The organism is Marinitoga hydrogenitolerans DSM 16785 (assembly GCF_900129175.1).
GTDB lineage: Bacteria > Thermotogota > Thermotogae > Petrotogales > Petrotogaceae > Marinitoga > Marinitoga hydrogenitolerans.
This window is the reverse complement of record NZ_FQUI01000017.1, coordinates 18,595-39,257: the sequence shown is the minus strand read 5'-3', so window position 1 is coordinate 39,257 and position 20,663 is coordinate 18,595. Positions and strand designations below refer to the sequence as shown.

Here is a 20,663-nt window from a genome sequence, read left to right as displayed (position 1 = left end):
ATAAAACCAATTAATCATTAACATCAAATAATAGCAAGAATATAAAATTGCATCAATACATTAAACAAAAACTTAACCATAAAAATATATCAGGTGATAAAATAATTATATAAATTTATTAAATTTAAGAAAAGAAAAATTGATTGTAATTTTACTTGAATTTTACTAGGGATTGTATTAATTGTTACTGGCCTATTTTTTGAATTCACAATATTTGGAGTTACGAAAATTTTATCATTATACGTAATATTTTTAATTTTAATAAGTTATTTTATTATTTCAATATATAAGAGTACAATAGCTATATCTCTCTTTTCTTTGGGATTTATTTTTTTGAATTTCATTTTGAAAATTGATTCCACAACAAATAAATATTTAATATACGAATTGTTTTTGTTATACCTAATAATAAGTTTATTTATTTATATTTTCACATGGATAAATCGAAGATTAAAACAATAAGGGAAAATAAAAATGTACAAAAAAGGGTCTCTTTCCAAAGAAAGCTGACAAAAGAAATGTTTTGATAATAAAATGACGTCTACAAAAATTGTAGACGTCATTTTAAAATTGCGGATTAAATGTGAATTGCCCAACCCTCTATTCCTCTAAATGCCTCCATAATACCTTCGGAGAGTGTGGGGTGTGCGTGTATCATTTCGGATATATCTTCAGGTAACAATTCAGAATTTTTAGCTAACAATACTTCATGAATTAATTCTGTAGCTTCAGCACCTATTATATGAGCTCCTAAAATTTCATTAGTTTCTTTGTCTGTTAATATTTTAATAAATCCTTCTGATTTTTCTATTGCAATAGATTTTCCAACGCCTCTGTATGGGAAAGAAAATTTGTTATATTGAATATTTTTTTCTCTTAACAATTCTTCGGTATAACCAAGACTTGCTATCTGAGGTTCGGAATATATAGCAGATGGGATTTTGTAAATATCCACAAATTTTTCTGTACTATGTCTAGCAATATGTTCTACAACAATTTCACCCTCTTTTGAAGCAACATGAGCTAATTGTGGTGTTTTTACAATATCGCCAATTGCATAAATGTTATCTGCATTTGTTTTGTAGTACTCTCTAACTTTAACAAAACCTTTTTCTGTTTCAATACCAATTTTTTCAAGACCAATGTTTTTGGTATTTGGTTCTCTGCCAACGGCAACTAAAATTTTTTCAACCTTAATAATATTTTTTTTATCTTCACTTTCTAATTCTAATGTAATTTCGTTTTTTGTTTTTTCTATTATTCTTGACTTTGTAGATTTGTGGATTTTTATATTTCTTTTTTTATATACTTTTTCAAGGAATTCTGCTATTTCTAAATCTTCAGTTGGTAAAATTCTGTCTAAAATTTCTATTATATGAACTTCAACTCCAAAAGAGTTCATTATATAACCAAATTCAATTCCAATTACTCCACTGCCTATAATAGCTATTGATTTAGGTAAATTCTCTAACATTAAAGCACCATTTGAACTTAATATTAGCACTTCATCTATTTCAAATCCAGGGATAGATTTGGGTTTTGAACCCGTTGCAAGTAAAATGAATTTTGATGTGTATATATCTTTATCATTTACTATTATTTCATTTTTATTTAATAACTTACCTTCGCCTGAAATTAAATCGATTTTGTTTTTCTTTAGTAAATACTGAACACCTTTTGAAAGCGTATCTGCCGCTTTTCTTGATTTTTCAAATATTTTTTTATAATTAAAATTATCTAAATTAAATTTTATTCCCATATATTCTAATTCTTTTATTCTTGAAAAAGTTTCAGCTTGATGTATTAAAGATTTAGATGGTATACAACCTATATTTAAACAAACTCCACCAACTTTATCTTTTTCTATTATTGCAGTCTTTAATCCAAGTTGTGCAGCTCTAATTGCAGCAACATAACCACCTGGACCTGAACCTAAAATAATTAAATCATATTTCATATTATCACCTCAAAGTATTGCTAATATTGGATTTTCTAAAGTTTCTTTTAAATCTTTCATAAATATAGCAGCAACTGAGCCATCTATTACTCTATGGTCTGAAGATAAAGTCATTTTCATCATTGGTTTAATAATTATTTCATCATTTTCGACAATAGGTATCTTTTTTATCATTCCAACAGCAAGTATTGCTGAAGCTGGTGGATTGATTATCGCTGTGAATTCATCTACTCCAAATGACCCAAGATTACTAATTGTAAATGTTGCATTTGTATATTCTTCTGGTTCCAATTTGTTATTTTTTGCTTTTTCTATTAATTCTCTCAACTCACTTTCTATCTGTAAAATTCCTTTTTTATCAGCATTTCTTACAATAGGTGTAATTAATCCATCTTCTTGAGCTACCGCTAAAGCAATGTCAATTCTACTAAATTCAATTATTTTATTATTTTGCAAAGTTGAATTTATTCTTCTGTGTTTTCTCAATGTATTGGCAATTATTTTTATCAAAAATGCATTCATTGATATTTTTTCGTTCAATCTGTTGTTTATCATCTTTCTATTTTCCATTATATTTTCCATATTTACGCTAACAGTTAAATAAAAATGTGGTGATGTGTATTTTGATTGTGACAATCTTTCACCAATAATTCTGCGTTTGTCTGATAATGGAATTGTTCTATCTTCATCATTATTTAATGAAATTGCTGGTGTTTCATAAGCTTCTGCTAGTAGTTTATAGTTTTCAACATCTCTTTTGATTATTCTTCCTCCTAGACCAGTTCCTTTTATTCTTGTTATATCAATGTTTTTCATTAATGCTATTTTTTTTGCTAAAGGCGATATTTTAATACTGTCTGAAATACTTTCAAATTCAGCTTCTTTAGCTTTAATATTTTCAATTTCTTTAACAGTTTCTTTTTCTATTGTTTCACTTTTTATCTCTTCACTTTTCACTTTTTCAATATTTTCATTCAATAAATCAGAAATATCTTCACCAGGTTCTCCGAATATAGCAATAGGTTCACCAACAGCAGCCTTTTCACCTTCAGGAACAAGTATTTTTAATAATGTCCCCTCTTCTGTTGCTTCATATTCCATTGTTGTTTTATCTGTTTCAACTTCACAGAGAACATCTCCCTCTGTGAAAGATTCATTTTCTTTTTTTACCCATTTTACGATAGTGCCTTTTTCCATTGTGGGAGATAAGGCAATCATTAGTAATTTTTCAGCCATAATATCGTCCTCCTAAATGTACAAAACTTTTTTAACAGCTTTTATTATTTTATCAACAGATGGTTGTGCTGCTAATTCTAATTTGTGGTTATAAGGCATGGGTACATCTTCATTTGTCACCAATTCAACTGGTGCGTCTAAATAATCAAATGCTTTATTTGAAATTAGCCATCCAACATGAGAGGCAACACTTACAAACGGCCACGATTCATCGACAATTACGCATCTATTTGTTTTCTTTACAGAATTTAATATTGTTTCTTCATCTAGAGGTCTTATACTCCTTAGATCAAGCACTTCAACATCAATACCATCTTTTTCAAGTTCTTTTGCGCTTTCTAATACTAATTTTAAAGGTTTAGAATAGGTAATTATAGTTACATCTTTTCCTTCACGTTTTATGTCTGATTTTCCAAATTCTATTGTATATTCTTCTTCAGGAACTTCACCTTCCCAGGAGTACATTAATTCTCCTTCTAAAAATATAACTGGATTATCATCTCTTATTGCTGTTTTTAAAAGACCTTTTGCATCATATGGTGTAGCTGGCGCTACAACCTTTAACCCTGGTACATGTGCAAAAAAAGTTTGTGTAGCCTGTGAATGCTGGGAAGCTAAATATTCTGCAGGTCCATTGGGCCCTCTGAAGACTATCGGAACCTTGAATTGACCACCTGACATATATCTCATTTTTGCAGCATTATTTACAATCTGATCAAAGGCCTGAAGTGCAAAATTAAATGTCATAAATTCAACAATAGGCCTTAACCCTGCCATAGCAGCACCAATTCCAACACCAGCAAATCCACTTTCTGTAATAGGGGTATCTATAACTCTCTTCTCACCAAATTTATCATATAGTCCTTGACTAACTTTATATGCTCCGTTATATTGAGCGACTTCTTCTCCCATTAAAATTATATTTTCATCCCTTGACATTTCCTCATCCATAGCTTGCCTAATAGCTTCTCTCATGGTAATAATTGGCATCTTTCTCACTCCCTTTAAGCATAAATATCTGTATATAATTCATCTAAATCAGGTTCAGGACTTTCTTCTGCAAATTTAGCAGCATCTTTTGCAATCTTTTTGCATTGTTTATCTATTTCAAGAAAGTCTTCTTCACTAATAATATTATTTTCTTTCAATAATTCTTTAAAACTTACTATTGGATCTTTTTGCTTATATTTTTCAAGTTCTTCTTTTGTTCTATATTTTGCAGGATCACTCATTGAATGACCTTTAAACCTGTATGTTTTGGCTTCAAGTAAAACTGGAGTTCCATTTTTTGCTATTTCAATAGCTTCTTTAGTTGCTTCGTAAACCTCTAAAACATCCATTCCATTCACTTGTTTTCCATCCATTGCATATGAATTGGCCATTATTGAAAAATCATCTATTGCTGAAACTCTCCTATAATCAGTTCCCATGCCATAATGGTTATTTTCACAGATATATACAACGGGTAAATTCCATATTTTTGCTAAATTCAAACTTTCGTGGAAAGCTCCCTGGTGAATTGCACCATCACCAAAGTAACACAATACAACACCATCTTCCTTATTGTATTTTATTTTTAAACCAATACCTGTAGCTACAGGTATTTGAGCACCTACGATTCCATTTCCACCAAAGAAATGTTTTTCGTAATCAAAAAAATGCATCGATCCACCTTTCCCTTTTGAGCAACCCGTTATTTTTCCATATAGTTCTGCCATTAAAGAATTTGGATCTAAATCTGTTGCCAATGCATGTCCATGATCTCTATATGCTGCGGCAACATAGTCTTTTGTCATATCTAAATTTGAAATTGAACCAACTGCTACAGCTTCTTCACCTATATATAGGTGTAAAAATCCACCTATTTTTTTTAATCCATATGCCTGAGCAGCTTTTTCTTCAAATCTTCTTATTAAAAGCATTTTAAATAATAAATCTTTAAGTAAATTGGTATCGTAATTTTTTAAATCTTTCATAATTATTCCTCCCTAAAATTAATTCTTTCCTTTATTCCTTTCATTGTGTCGTAATATACGATTTCTTCTATTATTGTTTCTAATACAACAAATTCCGCATCATCTTCTAATTTCCATATAGCTACTAAATTTGAGGATAAATTTTCTAAAACTTCTGATTTAAACAAAGCATCTTCAATGATGTTTATTTTTCCATAAATGTTTATAACCTCTGTTAGACTTTTGTTTTGAATTAGCCATTGAACTTTACCATTATTTTTTAGATCATTTACTTTTGGAAAATCTTCTAATGTGATTGCGTAGGTACAGTCTGTGTTATAAGGCATCAAGCATGGTGACATCCATCTCAATTCTGGATAACCGTCTTTATTAATCCATCCTAAAACACCGGTTTTTGTTTCAGCAAGAAATTTTCCTAATTTTTTCATAACATCTTTTTTATCCATAATAAGCGCCTCCTAAACTTTTTGGTAATTTAAATTTTCAAAATTCATCAAATCAAATTTCATTGGATTTTTTAATTTTTTTGAATTAATATATGTTATATAACCATTTTCAACATTAAATTCATTATCTTCAAATTTAAAAATAAATTTAGGTGTATTTCCATATATCCATTCCCATGATTTATGCTTTTCCATTAAACTTTCATCTCTAAAATATTTTGTAGCAATTTTAATGCCAGACAATTTTAGATATTTTGATGTTTCTCTTATAATATTGTTTTTTATCATTTCTTCATTTATACAATAATTAATTTCTTTAAGATTTATTACTTTAGAAGGTTTAGATTCTGTTGCTTTTGTTTTGATTTTCTCGTTTTTTCCCAGAGTTTCATTAATTAATTCAAGATTTGAATTAATTAATAATGTTCCATGATGTAAAAATTTATCTTTTTTTATTGAAAAAGCACTACCTGAAAATTTGTAATCTTTATATATCAGGTCGTTTTTATAATTTTTTTCCACATCTATATCCATATTTTTAAGTGTTTTTATTATAATTTCAAATATTTCCTGGCTATTTAAATAATTCTTTGGCGAAACAAAGGAATAATTTAAATTTCCCAAATCATGAAAAACAGTTCCTCCACCAGAAATTCTTCTGGCAATTTTGATTTCTCCATTTTTTACCAATTCAAAATTAAAATTAATTTCTTTCCAAGGGTTTTGATGTTTTCCTATAACCAAAGAATTCTTGCTTTTCCAAAAGAAAATAAAAATATTGTTGTTGGTATTGTTTATTAAGTATTCTTCAATAGCTAAGTTATAATAAACATTCGTATTTTTGGATTCGATTATATATAATTTCATTGTTTCTCCTTCTTTTTTGTAATGATTTTAATTTTATTCCTACTCAAATTCTACCATTTTTATCGGAATTAAAAGTTTCAAAAAAGTTACAAATTCAATTTTTATGTAATTTTTGTATATTGTTTAAGTAAAATTTAGATATAAAAAAGTTATAGTATTTACGCTACCCGGCCATAGACTGTTTGATTCAATAGCATATTCATAATAAAAAATCGTCTGCATTTTTTTGCAGACGATTTTTTATTTTATTATTATTTCCACATTTTTTTATCAAAAGCAATAGCAACCTTTATTACTTTTCCTATTCCATAACTCTTTACTTTTTCTTCATATTTCTTTTCTTCTATTTGTTTCATTCCAAGTTCTGCACTCTCTTTTAATTCTCCGTCTTTTTTATAGTATTTTTTAAATTCAAATACTTCAAAATTATTTGATCATCTGATATATTAATTATCAATTTAGTTGTTTGGAAATATGAGGTAAAATTTTCTATTTGTATTGACTTTTCTTTTTTTTTTTATATAATACTTGTGAATAAAATTTTAAAATGAAGATTTAGTATAATTTTAATTTAAAAAGGGGTTTTTTGTATGTATTTGATTGATGCTCCATATGTTTCTAATTTCATCCTTATACAAAAAGATAATAAATTTAATACATTGAAAAAGATTCCAATTTCAACTTTATCAAATAAACTTATAAAAGATATTAGTTTTTATACAGTAAAAACTAATAATAATGTAGAAGTACCATTACCAATATTAAACGGAATTTATTACATTGATCTTTATATAAATGGCATTAGATATTTTTCAAAAGATATTGAATTTAGAAATTTATTATATCAATTAAAGTAAACTTTTCACAGGAGGTGGCCTTATGGGCATTAGAATGGATGCTATTTATGAAGGAAATGTTAGTGGGTATGGACATGTTAATCAAGGAAGATACGTTACAGGTTCAGAAGCTTGGGAAAAACTTCAACAAAAAAATGCTCAAAAAATTGAAGAATTTAACCAAAAAGGTATTGAAGGATGGAAAGAAACTGCATACGGCGCAGCAGCCGGTGCTATAGTTGGTGGTCTTTGGGGAGTAGCTGCTAGTGGGGGACCTGGTATAGTACCCGGTATTGCTATAGGAGCAATTCAAGGAGCTATAGGAGTTGATGTTGTAGAATGGCTAAAAAAATAGTTATTACAATAATATTAGGATTATATCCTTATATATTTTTATTATTATCAAAGATATCAGATAATTTTATAATAAGACAAAATACAGTAAATTATTTAATATCTTCTGTATTGTTAATTTTTTCTTATATTATTTTTTCTTTGATAAAAAGTAAATATAATCAAAAAAGTAATATAATAAATTTTTTCTATCTTATTGTTTTTTTTAGCATTACATATTTTCTTATCTGGAAACATTTTATAGTAGTACTTATTTTTATTACTGAACTAATAAGATTATTCATAAAACCAAATATTTCTAAACGTATTGAGAAAAAAATGAATAGAAAAAATCAATATAGATTAATTAAATTAATTTTCCTGGTAATATCGTGGGCAATAGTAATAAAAATTATAGAACATTCAGTGTCTACAAAAAATCTTATAGGTCTGATGATAATTTTTATTTCTACATTATGCGTAATGTTTGATTTGAAAGATAAATACGGCATAAATGATAAAATATTAGGTAAACGTTTAATGATATTATTTATTATATATAACACTTATTTTTTATGGGGAACATATTATATAGTGTTTCCATTTGCAATAGTAGGAATGTTAACTATTTTTGAGAAAATTAAATAACATTTGTTATTTAAATATAATTTTTCTAGAATGAAATATAATTAAGGCTCTCTTCCAAAAAGAGTGGGGAAAAAAAGAAAAAATCTGGTATCTTAGAAAGGAAAAAGAAAAAAGGGAAAATATCAAATATACAATATGTTAAGAAACCCTTATTTTTACATAAACAATGAAATCAATAATTTTAAAAAATACTTTACTTTTCTAAAAAAATGTAGTATAATATCAAAAAAATACCGGAGGGGTTAAAATGGAAAAAACAGTAAAGCGTAGAATTATGAATAATTCAATAAATTTAAATAGCTTAAATTGGTGGTGGACGCCCGGTGGGTGTCTACTGTTTTGTTATGCTCTATAGTTCTCAGAGCTAATTTTGTTTGTGTAGGCAATCACCGGATATCCAATTTGGATATCCGGTTTTTTTATTATTACAGGAAAGGAGAGTGGAGTGTGTATTATGGGTAGAAGAGAAAGAGTATATTTATCAGTAGAGGAGATACCTAAGTATTGGTATAATGCATTGGCAGATTTACCATTTCAACTTGATCCACCATTGAATCCACAAACAAAGGAAATCATGAAACCAGAAGAATTAAGTGCTATTTTTCCAGATCCTTTAGTTGAACAGGAAGTAACTACAGAACGGTTTATAAAAATTCCAGAAGAAGTATTGAAAGAATATGCGATATTCAGACCTTCTCCGCTTATTAGAGCAACAAATTTGGAGGAATATCTTGAGACACCTGTAAAGATATATTACAAATATGAAGGAGTTTCTCCAACGGGGAGTCATAAAACCAATACTTCAATTCCGCAGGCATATTATAATAAAATTTCTGGAATAGAAACATTGGTTACAGAAACAGGTGCTGGACAATGGGGAAGTGCATTATCGTATGCTGGTTTAAAATTTGGTTTAAACATTGAAGTATATATGGTAAAAACAAGTTTTGAGCAAAAACCAATGAGAAAATGTCTCATAAATCTTTTTGGAGGCAAGGTAACACCAAGCCCGAGTTTAGAAACTAATTTTGGTAAAAAAATATTAGATATAGATAAAGAAAATCCAGGTAGTCTTGGAATAGCTATAAGTGAAGCTTTAGAAGTTGTATTTAGTAGAAATAAAGCTAAATACGCACTTGGAAGTGTTTTAAATCATGTATTATTACACCAAACTATAATTGGACTAGAGATAAAAAAACAATTTGAAAAAATAAATGAAAAACCAGATGTTATAATTGGATGTCATGGGGGTGGCTCAAATCTTGGAGGAACAATTTTGCCATTTATTCCAGAAAAATTATCAGGAAAAAATATAAAGTTTTTAGCCTGTGAACCAAAATCATGTCCAACATTAACAGAGGGAGAGTATAGATATGATAATGGGGATACAGCTGGATTAACTCCATTAATGAAAATGTATACACTTGGAAAGGATTTTATACCTCCAAAAATACATGCAGGTGGATTGAGATATCATGGATCTGCACCGATTATTGCCAAATTAAAACATGAAAATATGCTGGAAGCTGTGGCATTTACACAGGATGAAACCTTTGAAGTTGCTAACCTTTTTGCTAAATTAGAAGGAATAATACCAGCACCTGAATCATCACATGCAATTACTGGTGCAATTAAAGAAGCGCTTAAAGCGAAAAAAAATAAAGAAGAAAAAGTTATAGTATTTACGCTATCCGGTCATGGATTACTCGACCTAACAGCATATTCATAATAAATAATAAAATAGCTAACCTGGGAAAACCCCGGTTAGCTTATAATAACGTTTATAGTTTTTTTTGCGTAAAATAAATCTTCTTTTATGTTTTTACATTTTGAAATTATTGCAAGATTATGTCCCCGTGGAATTTTTGTAATTAGTGCAACAGATTGTTGCACTAATTTTTTAATGCATATAAATAATGGCTGAGCAATTATTTAACTTTCGTTATTCATATTTATTATATCATAAAACAACTTTAAAGTACTTTAAATCAAAAACCTTTAAACAGATAAGATTTTTAAGTTTATTTGAAAATCAAATTGAAAAAAAATGATTAAATAAAGATATATGGATTTTTAATTTTAAAGTAAAAGTTATATAATTGTATAAAATACTATGATAATTCTAAAAAAGGGGGAGTATTATGGACTTAAGTACAGAATTTGCTGGAATAAAATTAAAAAATCCTTTAATGCCAGCATCCGGGCCACTTGTTGGTGATGATGAAAAAATGTTGTATTTAGCAAGACTTGGGATTGGGGGAATGGTTACAAAAACTATTTCCACAAAAGCTGCAGAAGTTCCAAGGCCATGTATATATGGAACAAATAATTATATTGTAAATGCAGAGTTATGGTCAGAACTACCACCAGAAAAATGGATAAATGAAATATTGCCAAGATTAAAACAGGAACTTGATTTACCTTTAATTGTAAGTGCAGGGTATACGAAAGAAGATATGGAAGTTTTAATACCTCAATTAGATCAGTTTGCAGATGCTTTTGAAATTTCAACACATTACGTAGGGAAAAATTTGGATAATATCGCAGAAACAGTTAGAACAATAAGAAAGCATACAAAAAAACCCATCTTTATGAAAATGAGTCCGCATATTCCAGATCCAGTTGAATTTGCCAAAATGGTGTTAGAAAGTGGCGGTACAGGGGTTGTTGCTATAAATTCTCTTGGCCCAACAATGTTAATTGATATAGAAAATAGAACAAATTTAATTGGAAATGATAAAGGGCAAGTATGGATTTCTGGACCAGTTATAAAAAATCTTGGATTGGCATTAGTAAATACTATAAAAACTGCAGTTCCTGAGATACCAGTAATAGGTGTTGGAGGAATAGCTTCTGCAGATGATGTTATAGAATATCTTCTTGCTGGAGCTGATGCTGTTCAAATGTTATCTGCAGCTTTAATTAGAGGAAAACAATTGTACAAAACTATAGTTGAACAGTTACCAAAAGTATTAGAAAAATATGAATTTAATAGTATAGAAGAAGTTAAAAAAACAGGATTAAAGAAAAAAGAGGTTATTTTTGAACCAAAATATCCTAAAATAGATTTAAACAAATGTACCTTCTGTAAATTATGTGAAATGGTATGTCCGTATTGGGCAATAACGGTAGATAAAGAAAACAAACATGTTATTGTTGATGAAAGTAAATGCTTTGGTTGTAGTTTGTGTCAGAGTAGATGTCCAGTGAAAGCTATTAGTGGAGTGATTTAAAAAATTAGCATATCATCCTAAAAGCAATAATGAAAGTAAAATATATAAAATAAAAAAACTCGGTATCTTATATTTTTATAAGATACCGAGTTTAACTTACATTTTCTGTAGTTTGTATTTTTTCTGCTTCTTCAAATAATCTTCTAATATCATCAATTCGTCTTTTTAAAAGTAAATTTCCACCTGTTAACTCTTTTTCTATTTTTTTAACTGATTGACTAATTGTTGAATGATTTTTTCCCATAAACTCTGAAATATCTTTAACTTTCATTTTTCCATAATTTTTAAGCATGAAGGATAATATTTGTCGAGCTTCTGAAATTTCTTTTTTTCTGGTTGGACTAAATAATTGCTCTCGTGTCAAATTATATTCTTTAATAACAGCTTCTAAAATAAGATTCTTCTTTAATACACGTAATGTTTCTTTTGTTTGAGGTATACTCTTTTTATGTGCCTTTAATGAACTATACAATTTTTTTACAGTTTCAATATTAACCTTTTCTCCCGTAACTTTACTATGGAAAAATAGATTTAAAATCAACCCTCGCAACCTTCTTAAGTTATTATCAATATTTTCAACTAAATATGTAACAACATCATCCGTTAAATATAAAGATGTCATCTCAGCCATTTTTTTTGCAATTTTTAACTTTGTTTTTTTGTCTGGTTCGTCAACATTAACAACTAATCCCATTTCAAATCTACTTATCAATCTTGGGTGAAAAGTTGCAAGCTCTTCGGGTGTTCTATCAGAACATATTATTATTTGTTTTCCAAGATTAAATAGAGTATTAAAAGTATGGAACAATTCACCTTGTGCCATATCTTTACCAATTAAAAATTGAACATCATCAATTAGTAATATATCTATTTTTTTTCTATAACGTTCTCTAAAATCATCCATTTTTTCATCTCTTAAAGATTTCATTAAGTCATTCATAAACTCTTCTGCAGTTACATACATAACCTTTAAGTCTGGCGATCTCTCCATTAAATGATTGCCTATCGCATGAAGGAGATGGGTTTTACCTAAAGCAACATTACCATATATAAATAATGGATTATATTTACCGGGATTATTGGCAACCTCTAAAGCAGAATAATAAGCAACTCTATTGGCTTCGCCAATAACAAAGCTATTAAAAGTATATTCAGGATTGAAATCAGAAAGTTTTAGTGGCCTTTCTTTTATTAAAGGACCGGCTTTTTTCTTAGTAGATTTATCAGCTGGTATAAAAGTGAATTCAGCTGTTATTTTTCTTGATAAAATGTCAGATAATGTATTGGAAACTAAAGAACCGTATTTTCTTGCTATGAAATCTTTAACAAATAGATTTCCAATACCTATAATCACCTTTTTTTCCTGAATATCCAATATTTGGGCAGAGGTAAACCATTGTTCCCATGTATTATGATTAATTTTCGATTTAAGTTGTTCTAACAATTCTTCGTTTGTCACAAAAATACCCCCTGACCAAAAAAATAAAAAGAACGTTTAGCATTATATAGAATAACAGATTTAACATTTTTAATCAAGAAAATTTTTTATGAACTTTGTTGAGATTCTAAACTTAGTGAATAAAGGAATTATCTTGATTAAACTTTAATTATTAGAGGGTTTTAGAATAATCCTAAAATTAACAATTTTAATATTTTTTTACTTTCATTAAGAAATATTTCTATTAAATAAGCATTTATTCTCGATTTTGTGAATAAGTAAAAAAAGAAACATTTAACAGAATTAAAAAAATTTCTTAACAAATAGATCTATTATTTCTTCTAAAAATTGGGTATCTTCTATTGTAAAAGGGTTCAGTTTATGACTATCTATATCCAGCTCTCCAAAAACATTTCCTGATTTATCAATTATAGGTATAACGATTTCAGCTTTAGTTTTTTCACTACATGAAAGATAATTTGACTCTTTAGTTACATCTTGAACAATAAATGTGTTTTTAGTAGAAGCAGCTTGTCCGCATATTCCTTTTCCAAAAGGAATATTTATGTGTTCTGTTGGTTCGCCTAAATATGGACCCAATTTTAACATATTTTTATTGTTTTTATCAGTTAAATAAAAACCTACCCAATTATAATATTCAATATTTTCGTATAATATTTTCACAATTTTTTCCATTACTTTGTTTATGTTATTATTATCATATATAATTTTTTCAATTTGAGATAGTACTTTTCCAAACAATGCTCTTTTTTCATTAACAGGATTATTTTTTATAAAGTTAATAATGGAATTCTCTATAGTTTTATTAATGTCTTCTTTATATAAGAAATGATAAAAAGAATCAACTACTATTACTGTTCCATAATATGTTTCTATATAGTAATGAGAATTTAATCCTAATAATCCCATAATAAACACAACAAAGTCTCCGCGCTTTAATTGAAAATATTCAGCATTTCTTGATAATTTCATAACCATCTCTTTTTTTATTTCTAAAAAATTATTTTCCCAATATTGTTTAAACATATCCAAATCTTTTCTTCTAATTGCATTTAGTCTTTCCTTAACTTTATTTTCATTTAAATTTTCTAATTTTTCATATTCACGTATAATCTTTGGACGAGTTTGCTTATATTCTTTCCACCCATCAAACCAAAAAATTTTATCTTTGTTTAATATTTTTAAAAATTCTGGGGTTAGATCTTGTAATATACTTCTCACGAAAAATACCTCCTTTGATTTTTTTTGTTATTTCTATTTTACCATCTATTTCTTACAAAATTTTTTAAATTATATTTGATTAATAATGTTAAAAATAGTATAATAATTTTGAATCTTAAAAAATGGGGTGATAATATGTCTATAGCAAAAAAACTATATATAAAAGCATTGGAAAATGTTACAGATGAATTTATTGAGGATTTTGTAATAGGGATTGGAGAAACAGCTGTAAAGTTAAGTGATGGTAGAACTGGATTTGTTGCAACAAATCGCGAAGATACTTTAGGAAAATGTGAAGAATTTTACAAATGTATGGGGTTAGACGGAAAACCAGAAAGTAAAGCTGAGGTTGGTATGAAAGTAAAAGACTTATTAGAGATTGGTCTGTTTTCAGGAGATCCCCTTTTGAGATCAGTTTCTTATGCAGCTGTTAACGCTGTTTTCAATAAAAATCCAGAAAGATTTATCGAAGGAGACACATTAAAGTTGATGGAATTTAATAAAAAAGATATTGTTGGTATTGTTGGCGAGATAACTCCATTTGTCGATGCTTTAAGACCAAAGGTTTGGGATGTTTTAATTTTTGATAGGCAAAGAAGAGCAGACTATATTTTACCAGATTGGGCTATTATAGAAATGCTTCCAAAATGTACTGCTATAATAATTACGGGAACAACAATTGTAAATGGAACGATTGATTGGATATTAAATTATGTTAATACAGATAGAGTAGCAATTGCTGGTCCATCTACAATAATGGTTGAAGATGTTTTCCCTGTGAAAATTTTATCAGGATCGTATATAGAAAATTCAGAAAAATTATTTGATTTAATAAAGAAAGGGGCTGGCACCAGAACCTTGTTTAGAAGTGGTGCAGCACGTAAGGTTAATTTAATATTTTAACTTTAATCTATTCAATAGATATATTTAAACAACTCTTTTAAAGAATAAATCGTATCAGGATAATTAAGGTTAGAAGGAATTCTTTTTATTAATATTGATTTTATTCCATAATTGATTCCACCTAATATATCAACATTGTAATTATCACCGATAAAAATAACTTCCTCTTTGTTTAATTTTATTTTGTTTAATGTGTAATCAAAAATTTTGGGATCAGGTTTATATAATTTTGTAGAATGTGAAGTTATTAAAATGTCAAATGGAAATATATTTTTTTCTAAAGAGGGTAAAACGAAATCATTATCCGCATTTGATAATATAGCTATTTTCAATCCTTTTTCTTTTATAGTGTTTAGATGTTCAACATCATCATATGGTTTTAAATCAATAAATGTTTTATACATTTCATCAATATAATAATCAATAGAATTTTTTAAATTTAAATTTTCTTTTAATTCATTAAAAAGTAATTTATAATATTCTCGTTCAGGTTTGAAAGGTTTCAAATGATAGTCTTTAAAATGCTTATTATAAGTTTCTTTGATGTTTTTTTCTAATATATCTGCGGGTTGTCCAATTTCATTGGAAATAATTTTTGCAATTGGTAAAAACAACTGATTGGCATTTATTAATGTACCGTACAAATCGAAGATAATTCCTTTTATCATTAAATCACTCCTTATGTTTTTTAAACTCATTTGTTTGTTTAAAATATTATATCAAAAAATATTGAATTATCTAAATTTTTACTAAAATATTATATTGAATGAATTAAAATATGCTATAATGTAATTAAGATTGTAAGTAGGGAGGGAGAAAAATGATGGTAGATAGACAAGAATTTTTACAGAAATTAATAACAAAAACTGATTCAAAAATAGTAATGTTAGTAATGGATGGTATTGGAGATACTGTTGTTAATGGGAAAACACCATTACAAGCGGCAAAAACACCAAATTTAGACAAAGTTGCTACAGAGTCAGATTTAGGACAAACGATTCCAGTATTACCAGGGGTTACACCAGGTTCTGGTCCAGGACATTTAGGTTTGTTTGGATATGACCCAATAAAATTTCAAATTGGTAGAGGTATTTTGGAAGCATTGGGCATTGACGTTGAAGTTGGAGAAAAAGATGTTGTTGCAAGAGGTAACTTTGCTACAATAGATGGCGATATTGTTGTTGATAGAAGAGCAGGAAGACCAGCCACAGAAATATCAAAGAAAATAGTAGAAAAATTACAAGAAAGTATTAAAGAAATAGATGGTGTGAAAGTTCAATTTTATCCTGGTAAAGAACATAGATTTGTTGTTAAATTAACCGGTGAAGGTTTAGATGATAGAATAGAGGATGCAGATCCTCAAAAAGAAGGATTACCAATAAAATGGGCACATGCTACACATCCTGAAGCAGAAAAAACTGCAGAAATATTTACAAAATTAATGAAAGAAATCAGAGAAGTGTTAAAAGATGAACCAAAAATAAACTTTGCCTTAATCAGAGGGTTTTCGAAATATCCAGCAATTCCTAAATTTCCAGAAGTATATAAAATGAGAGCAGCTGCAATAGCTGTTTATCCAATGTATAAAGGATTAGCAAAATTAGTTGGAATGGATATTTTAAATGTTGATGGTGAAACTCCTGAAGATGAATTTGAAACACTAAAAAAACATTGGGATGAATATGATTTCTTCTATGTGCATATAAAAAAGACAGATTCTTATGGAGAAGATGGTAATTTTGATGCAAAAACACATGTTATCGAAATGGTAGATAAAGCATTACCAAAATTATTGGAATTAAATCCTGATGTTCTTGTAGTTACTGGAGACCATTCAACACCTGTAGCAATAAGCGGTCATAGCTGGCATCCAGTTCCTTTTATGATAAAATCTGCATATACAAGAGCAGGGCTTTCCAAAGCATTTGATGAATTTGAATGTGCTAGAGGATCTGTAGGAACCATATATGCTGTTGATTTAATGAGTTTATTAATGGCAAATGCAAGAAAACTTGAAAAATTTGGAGCCTAATGCCATTTTTTGTAAATTTGTTTTTTAGTTCAATTGTTTTAATCCTTATGATAAAAGCAAAAATGATGACTACAGCCATAATTTTTATGGCTGTAGTCTTTTTTGTTTTTAAATATTCATTTAAAACAAAGATTGTATTTTTATTAATTTTAATTTTGATTTTTATATCAACATTAAAAACATATACAATACCGTTAAGTTATAATATAGGTATTTTGGGAAAAATTATAGATAAAAACTATAATTTTTATGTGGTTAAAGCGGATAAGATTTTTTTTAATGATTCATGGAAGAAAGTAAAAGAAAAGATATATTTTTCATATAATAAATATTCAACAGACCCTTTTAAAATAGGAAATAGAGTATATATAATTGGTAAAAAGGTAAAAAATAAATTTGAAATTGATTATATGGCTAATTCTTCAAAAAAGAGTATATATTCTTTAAGGAATTTTTTAAAAGAAAGAATGTATAGAAATTTTCCATATGAAAATAAAAATATATTATTTTCAGTAATTTTTGGTGGTTTAAGAGGTAAAAATGCTGAAATTTTTAAAAATTCAGGATTATTACATTTGTTTGCTGTTTCAGGATTCCATGTATATATCATATATTCAATTCTTTATTTAGTATATTCTTTTACACTTTTACCTATAAACTATAGAAGAGTAACAACAATTTTAGTATTATTATTTTATCTATGTGCTTCAGGTTTTTCTGATTCAGCTACAAGAGCGGTTTTTTTATTAATAATAATTGAATTAAATAAAATTTTTGGATTTAATATAGATTCAAAAAATATATTGGGTATAATAGGTGTAACAAATTTATTGTATAATCCAAATGTTATTTTTTCAGTAGGATTTTTAATGAGTTATTTCGCTGCATTTTCAATATTACAGGTTATCGAGTATTCGAAAAATCCTTTTTTAATAACAATTTCAGCATTTTTAGCTATTTTACCATGGAGTATATTATTTTTTGAAGGGTTTTCAATAATTGGTCCATTAATGAGTTTTTTATTTGTTCCAATTGTATATTCTTTGCTTATTATATCGTTAATATACATAATTATACCTTTACCTGATATCATATCGAATATCACAAATGTTTATATATCAAATATAAAATATATTTTACATTATATAAATAATTATATAATGTATATAAATTTAAATGAAAATTTTAGTATTTTTCTTTATTTCATATCTTTTATAATTCTTATTTTGTATCATTTAATAATACGAAAAAAATATTCTGAACAAGGAGGAATTTAAATGTCCGGAAACTTTATTTTAATAGTAGGTCCTATGTATTCAGGTAAAACATCGGAACTTATTTCTTTTGTTGAAATATATACATTAGGAAGAAAGAAGATAAAGGTTTTTAAACCTATCATTGATGATAGATATTCTTCAGAATATGTTGTCTCACATACAGGGACAAAAATTAAAGCTATTCCAATAAAACACTCAAAAGAAATGTATGAATATTTGGATTATGATGAAAAAGCTGTTTTTGTAGATGAAGTTCAATTTTTTGATGAAGAATTAAAAGATGTTATATTAGATTTAATAAAAAAAGGAATTAATGTCTATTGTTCTGGATTAGACTTAACATATAAAAACAATCCGTTTAATACAACCATATTATTATCAGCTTATGCTGATGAGATTATTAAGAAAAAAGCAGTTTGTCATGAATGTGGTGAATATAATGGAACTATTTCTTTTAAAATTGTTGGAAATGGTTCTGAAATTGATGTTGGTGGATTTGAAAAGTATATTGCGGTTTGTAGAGATTGTTATGAAAAACTGGTAGCAGAAAAAGAGAAATAAGTTAATAATAAGTTTTAATTTTATTTAAATAAATAGCTTGACTAAATTGGAAAGATATGATAAAATATGTTGGAAAGTTAATATAACGGAGAGGTGGCCGAGCGGTCTAAGGCGCACGCCTGGAGAGCGTGTGATGGGCAAAACCCATCCGTGGGTTCAAATCCCACCCTCTCCGCCAGAAAAGAGCAGATGATACTGCTCTTTTTTTATTTGTGATTTTGTGATATAATAAATAAAAAAGATTTTTGGAGGTAAAATATGACTTTTTTCCAAAAGTGGAAAATGAGATGCCCAATTATTAGATTTATTGAACGTTTGAGAATGAAAAGAATAAAGGTAAAAGTTGATAAAATAAAATTGAAATAATTCGATTAATATTGTTGTTGTGTTTTTGTAATCTTTTGTTCAATTTTATTTGTTAAACTACATCAAAAGTTAATATGTTTTACGAACAAACGGAGGCGCAACCAAGATGAGTAATCTACCTATCGCTAGGGTAGGCTTGGGGTAGACGAAAGGCGAGGTTGCCGAAGGGTGTAAGATTTACCCATCTTACATGCCTGGTTGCATAGGGAATACCTATGTGACTGTCGCGTGAAAGCGCGGAGAGCCGTTTGGAATAATTTGATTATTATATTATTTCAAATAAGGCCTTCCGTGTTTTTCGGAAGGCCGTTTTTGTTAGGAGGGAGAATATGAAAATTGGTATTGTGGGAGCAACAGGTGAAGTTGGAAGAACTATGGTTAAAGTATTAGAAGATTTAAATATCAACGTTACAGAATTAAAATTATTTGCAAGTAAAAAATCAGAAGGAAAAGAAATAAAATTTAAAAATAAAGGGTATTTTGTGGAAGAGTTAACTGAAGAAAAAATGAAAGATAAATTTGATTATTTACTTTTTTCAGCTGGAGCAACTATTTCAAAAAAATTTGCGCCATTAGCTTCTGAGTTTGGTAATATTGTAATTGATAATTCTTCTGCATTTAGAATGGAAAAAGATATTCCTTTAGTTGTACCTGAAATAAATGGAGAGATTATAAAGAATTATAGAGGAATTATAGCAAATCCTAACTGCTCAACTATTCAAATGGTTTTAGCTCTATCAAATATACAAAAAGAATTTGGAATTTCTGAAATATTTGTGAGTACATATCAAGCAGTTTCAGGTGCTGGAAATAAAGGTATTCAAGAATTGTTAAATCAACTAAAGGGAATGAATAATATTACCCATTTTCCAGAAAAAATTATGAATAATGTAATTCCTCAAATTGGTCCTATAGAAAGTAATGGATTTACACAAGAGGAAATGAAAATGATAAATGAAACAAAAAAAATTTATTCTGATTATAGTATAAATGTTTATCCAACAGCAGTAAGAGTACCTGTTTTATATGGTCATTCTGAAAGTATTACTTTCAAAACCAAAAAAAAAGCATCAATTTTAGAAGTTAAAGAGTTAATTTCAAATACAAAAAATGTAAAATATACTGATAATTTAATAACACCGTTGAACGTAGAAGGTTCTGATATTACATATGTTTCCAGATTAAGAAAAATGGATGAATATACATTTTTAATGTGGGTTGTAGCCGATAATGTTAGAGTAGGTGCTGCTACCAATGCAGTAAGAATATTATTAAAACATTTTGAATTGAATCATCATACATTATAAATTTT

19 protein-coding genes, 1 tRNA gene, 1 pseudogene and 1 riboswitch are annotated in these 20,663 nt (G+C 27.8%); of the genes and pseudogenes, 11 read left to right on the top strand and 10 right to left on the bottom strand.

The features are described 5' to 3' along the window. Positions 1-577: 577 nt before the first annotated feature. The 7 genes and pseudogenes from lpdA to BUA62_RS11745 all read right to left on the bottom strand — a co-directional run. Positions 578-1,957: a dihydrolipoyl dehydrogenase gene (gene lpdA / locus BUA62_RS06195; protein ID WP_072864582.1), complete on the bottom strand. Its 1,380-nt coding sequence runs from the start codon at positions 1,955-1,957 to the stop codon at positions 578-580. 9 nt (positions 1,958-1,966) lie between these two features. Continuing rightward, a complete protein-coding gene (locus BUA62_RS06190) occupies positions 1,967-3,193 on the bottom strand; it encodes a dihydrolipoamide acetyltransferase family protein (protein ID WP_072864577.1) in 1,227 nt (408 codons plus the stop codon). Between the two features lie 12 nt (positions 3,194-3,205). Next, entirely contained in the window at positions 3,206-4,183 is a 978-nt protein-coding gene (locus BUA62_RS06185; protein WP_072864575.1) for a pyruvate dehydrogenase complex E1 component subunit beta, read from the bottom strand. Positions 4,184-4,197: 14 nt separating this feature from the next. Continuing rightward, the gene (gene pdhA, locus BUA62_RS06180) at positions 4,198-5,169 is read right to left on the bottom strand and encodes a pyruvate dehydrogenase (acetyl-transferring) E1 component subunit alpha (RefSeq protein ID WP_072864573.1); all 972 of its coding nucleotides are present in this window, start codon (positions 5,167-5,169) and stop codon (positions 4,198-4,200) included. A 2-nt stretch (positions 5,170-5,171) separates the two neighbouring features. Beyond that, entirely contained in the window at positions 5,172-5,615 is a 444-nt protein-coding gene (locus BUA62_RS06175) for a pyridoxamine 5'-phosphate oxidase family protein (protein WP_072864571.1), read from the bottom strand. 12 nt (positions 5,616-5,627) lie between these two features. After that, the gene (locus tag BUA62_RS06170) at positions 5,628-6,482 is read right to left on the bottom strand and encodes a lipoate--protein ligase family protein (RefSeq protein WP_072864569.1); all 855 of its coding nucleotides are present in this window, start codon (positions 6,480-6,482) and stop codon (positions 5,628-5,630) included. Between the two features lie 251 nt (positions 6,483-6,733). After that, positions 6,734-6,841 (bottom strand): annotated as a pseudogene (locus BUA62_RS11745) (PD-(D/E)XK nuclease domain-containing protein); the annotation flags it as partial. Positions 6,842-7,072: 231 nt separating this feature from the next. On the opposite strand from BUA62_RS11745, the gene BUA62_RS06160 reads away from it, so the two are divergent. The 5 genes from BUA62_RS06160 (at position 7,073) to BUA62_RS06140 (ending at position 11,532) form a co-directional block, all read left to right on the top strand. After that, positions 7,073-7,339 (top strand): hypothetical protein, encoded by a 267-nt coding sequence (locus tag BUA62_RS06160; protein WP_072864567.1) that lies wholly within the window; start codon positions 7,073-7,075, stop codon positions 7,337-7,339. A gap of 22 nt (positions 7,340-7,361) precedes the next feature. Beyond that, positions 7,362-7,673 carry a hypothetical protein gene (locus BUA62_RS06155; protein WP_072864565.1) on the top strand — a complete coding sequence of 104 codons (312 nt, stop codon included), beginning with the start codon at positions 7,362-7,364 and terminating at the stop codon, positions 7,671-7,673. Then, positions 7,658-8,299, top strand: coding sequence for a hypothetical protein (locus BUA62_RS06150; protein WP_072864563.1), 642 nt, complete (start codon positions 7,658-7,660; stop codon positions 8,297-8,299). The genes BUA62_RS06155 and BUA62_RS06150 overlap by 16 nt, the downstream gene beginning before the upstream one ends. 454 nt (positions 8,300-8,753) lie before the next feature. Continuing rightward, complete coding sequence (locus BUA62_RS06145) at positions 8,754-10,028, top strand: TrpB-like pyridoxal phosphate-dependent enzyme (RefSeq protein WP_072864561.1); 1,275 nt, start codon at positions 8,754-8,756, stop codon at positions 10,026-10,028. Between the two features lie 412 nt (positions 10,029-10,440). Further along, the gene (locus BUA62_RS06140) at positions 10,441-11,532 is read left to right on the top strand and encodes a 4Fe-4S binding protein (RefSeq protein ID WP_072864559.1); all 1,092 of its coding nucleotides are present in this window, start codon (positions 10,441-10,443) and stop codon (positions 11,530-11,532) included. A 91-nt stretch (positions 11,533-11,623) separates the two neighbouring features. Here BUA62_RS06140 and dnaA read toward each other — a convergent pair whose 3' ends face one another. After that, positions 11,624-12,991, bottom strand: coding sequence for a chromosomal replication initiator protein DnaA (gene dnaA / locus BUA62_RS06135; RefSeq protein WP_072864557.1), 1,368 nt, complete (start codon positions 12,989-12,991; stop codon positions 11,624-11,626). Positions 12,992-13,273: 282 nt separating this feature from the next. Further along, entirely contained in the window at positions 13,274-14,212 is a 939-nt protein-coding gene (locus BUA62_RS06130) for a GAF domain-containing protein (protein ID WP_072864555.1), read from the bottom strand. 135 nt (positions 14,213-14,347) lie between these two features. On the opposite strand from BUA62_RS06130, the gene BUA62_RS06125 reads away from it, so the two are divergent. Continuing rightward, entirely contained in the window at positions 14,348-15,115 is a 768-nt protein-coding gene (locus BUA62_RS06125; RefSeq protein ID WP_072864552.1) for a Rossmann-like domain-containing protein, read from the top strand. Positions 15,116-15,126: 11 nt separating this feature from the next. On the opposite strand, the gene BUA62_RS06120 is transcribed toward BUA62_RS06125, so the two are convergent. Continuing rightward, positions 15,127-15,783, bottom strand: a complete 657-nt coding sequence (locus tag BUA62_RS06120) for an HAD family hydrolase (RefSeq protein ID WP_072864550.1) — start codon at positions 15,781-15,783, stop codon at positions 15,127-15,129. 155 nt (positions 15,784-15,938) lie between these two features. Between BUA62_RS06120 and BUA62_RS06115 the strand changes: the two genes are divergently transcribed. The 5 genes from BUA62_RS06115 to BUA62_RS06095 all read left to right on the top strand — a co-directional run bounded on the left by BUA62_RS06115 (position 15,939) and on the right by BUA62_RS06095 (position 20,658). Next, positions 15,939-17,147: a 2,3-bisphosphoglycerate-independent phosphoglycerate mutase gene (locus BUA62_RS06115; protein ID WP_072864584.1), complete on the top strand. Its 1,209-nt coding sequence runs from the start codon at positions 15,939-15,941 to the stop codon at positions 17,145-17,147. Then, the gene (locus tag BUA62_RS06110; protein WP_072864548.1) at positions 17,147-18,424 is read left to right on the top strand and encodes a ComEC/Rec2 family competence protein; all 1,278 of its coding nucleotides are present in this window, start codon (positions 17,147-17,149) and stop codon (positions 18,422-18,424) included. The genes BUA62_RS06115 and BUA62_RS06110 overlap by 1 nt, the downstream gene beginning before the upstream one ends. After that, on the top strand, positions 18,425-18,985 hold the full coding sequence (locus BUA62_RS06105; RefSeq protein ID WP_072864547.1) for a thymidine kinase: 561 nt from the start codon (positions 18,425-18,427) through the stop codon (positions 18,983-18,985). Positions 18,986-19,072: 87 nt separating this feature from the next. Continuing rightward, positions 19,073-19,163 (top strand) — tRNA-Ser (locus BUA62_RS06100). A 270-nt stretch (positions 19,164-19,433) separates the two neighbouring features. Then, a riboswitch (Lysine riboswitch) is annotated at positions 19,434-19,606 on the top strand. A 74-nt stretch (positions 19,607-19,680) separates the two neighbouring features. Beyond that, positions 19,681-20,658, top strand: a complete 978-nt coding sequence (locus BUA62_RS06095) for an aspartate-semialdehyde dehydrogenase (protein ID WP_072864545.1) — start codon at positions 19,681-19,683, stop codon at positions 20,656-20,658. The last annotated feature ends 5 nt before the right edge of the window (positions 20,659-20,663 follow it).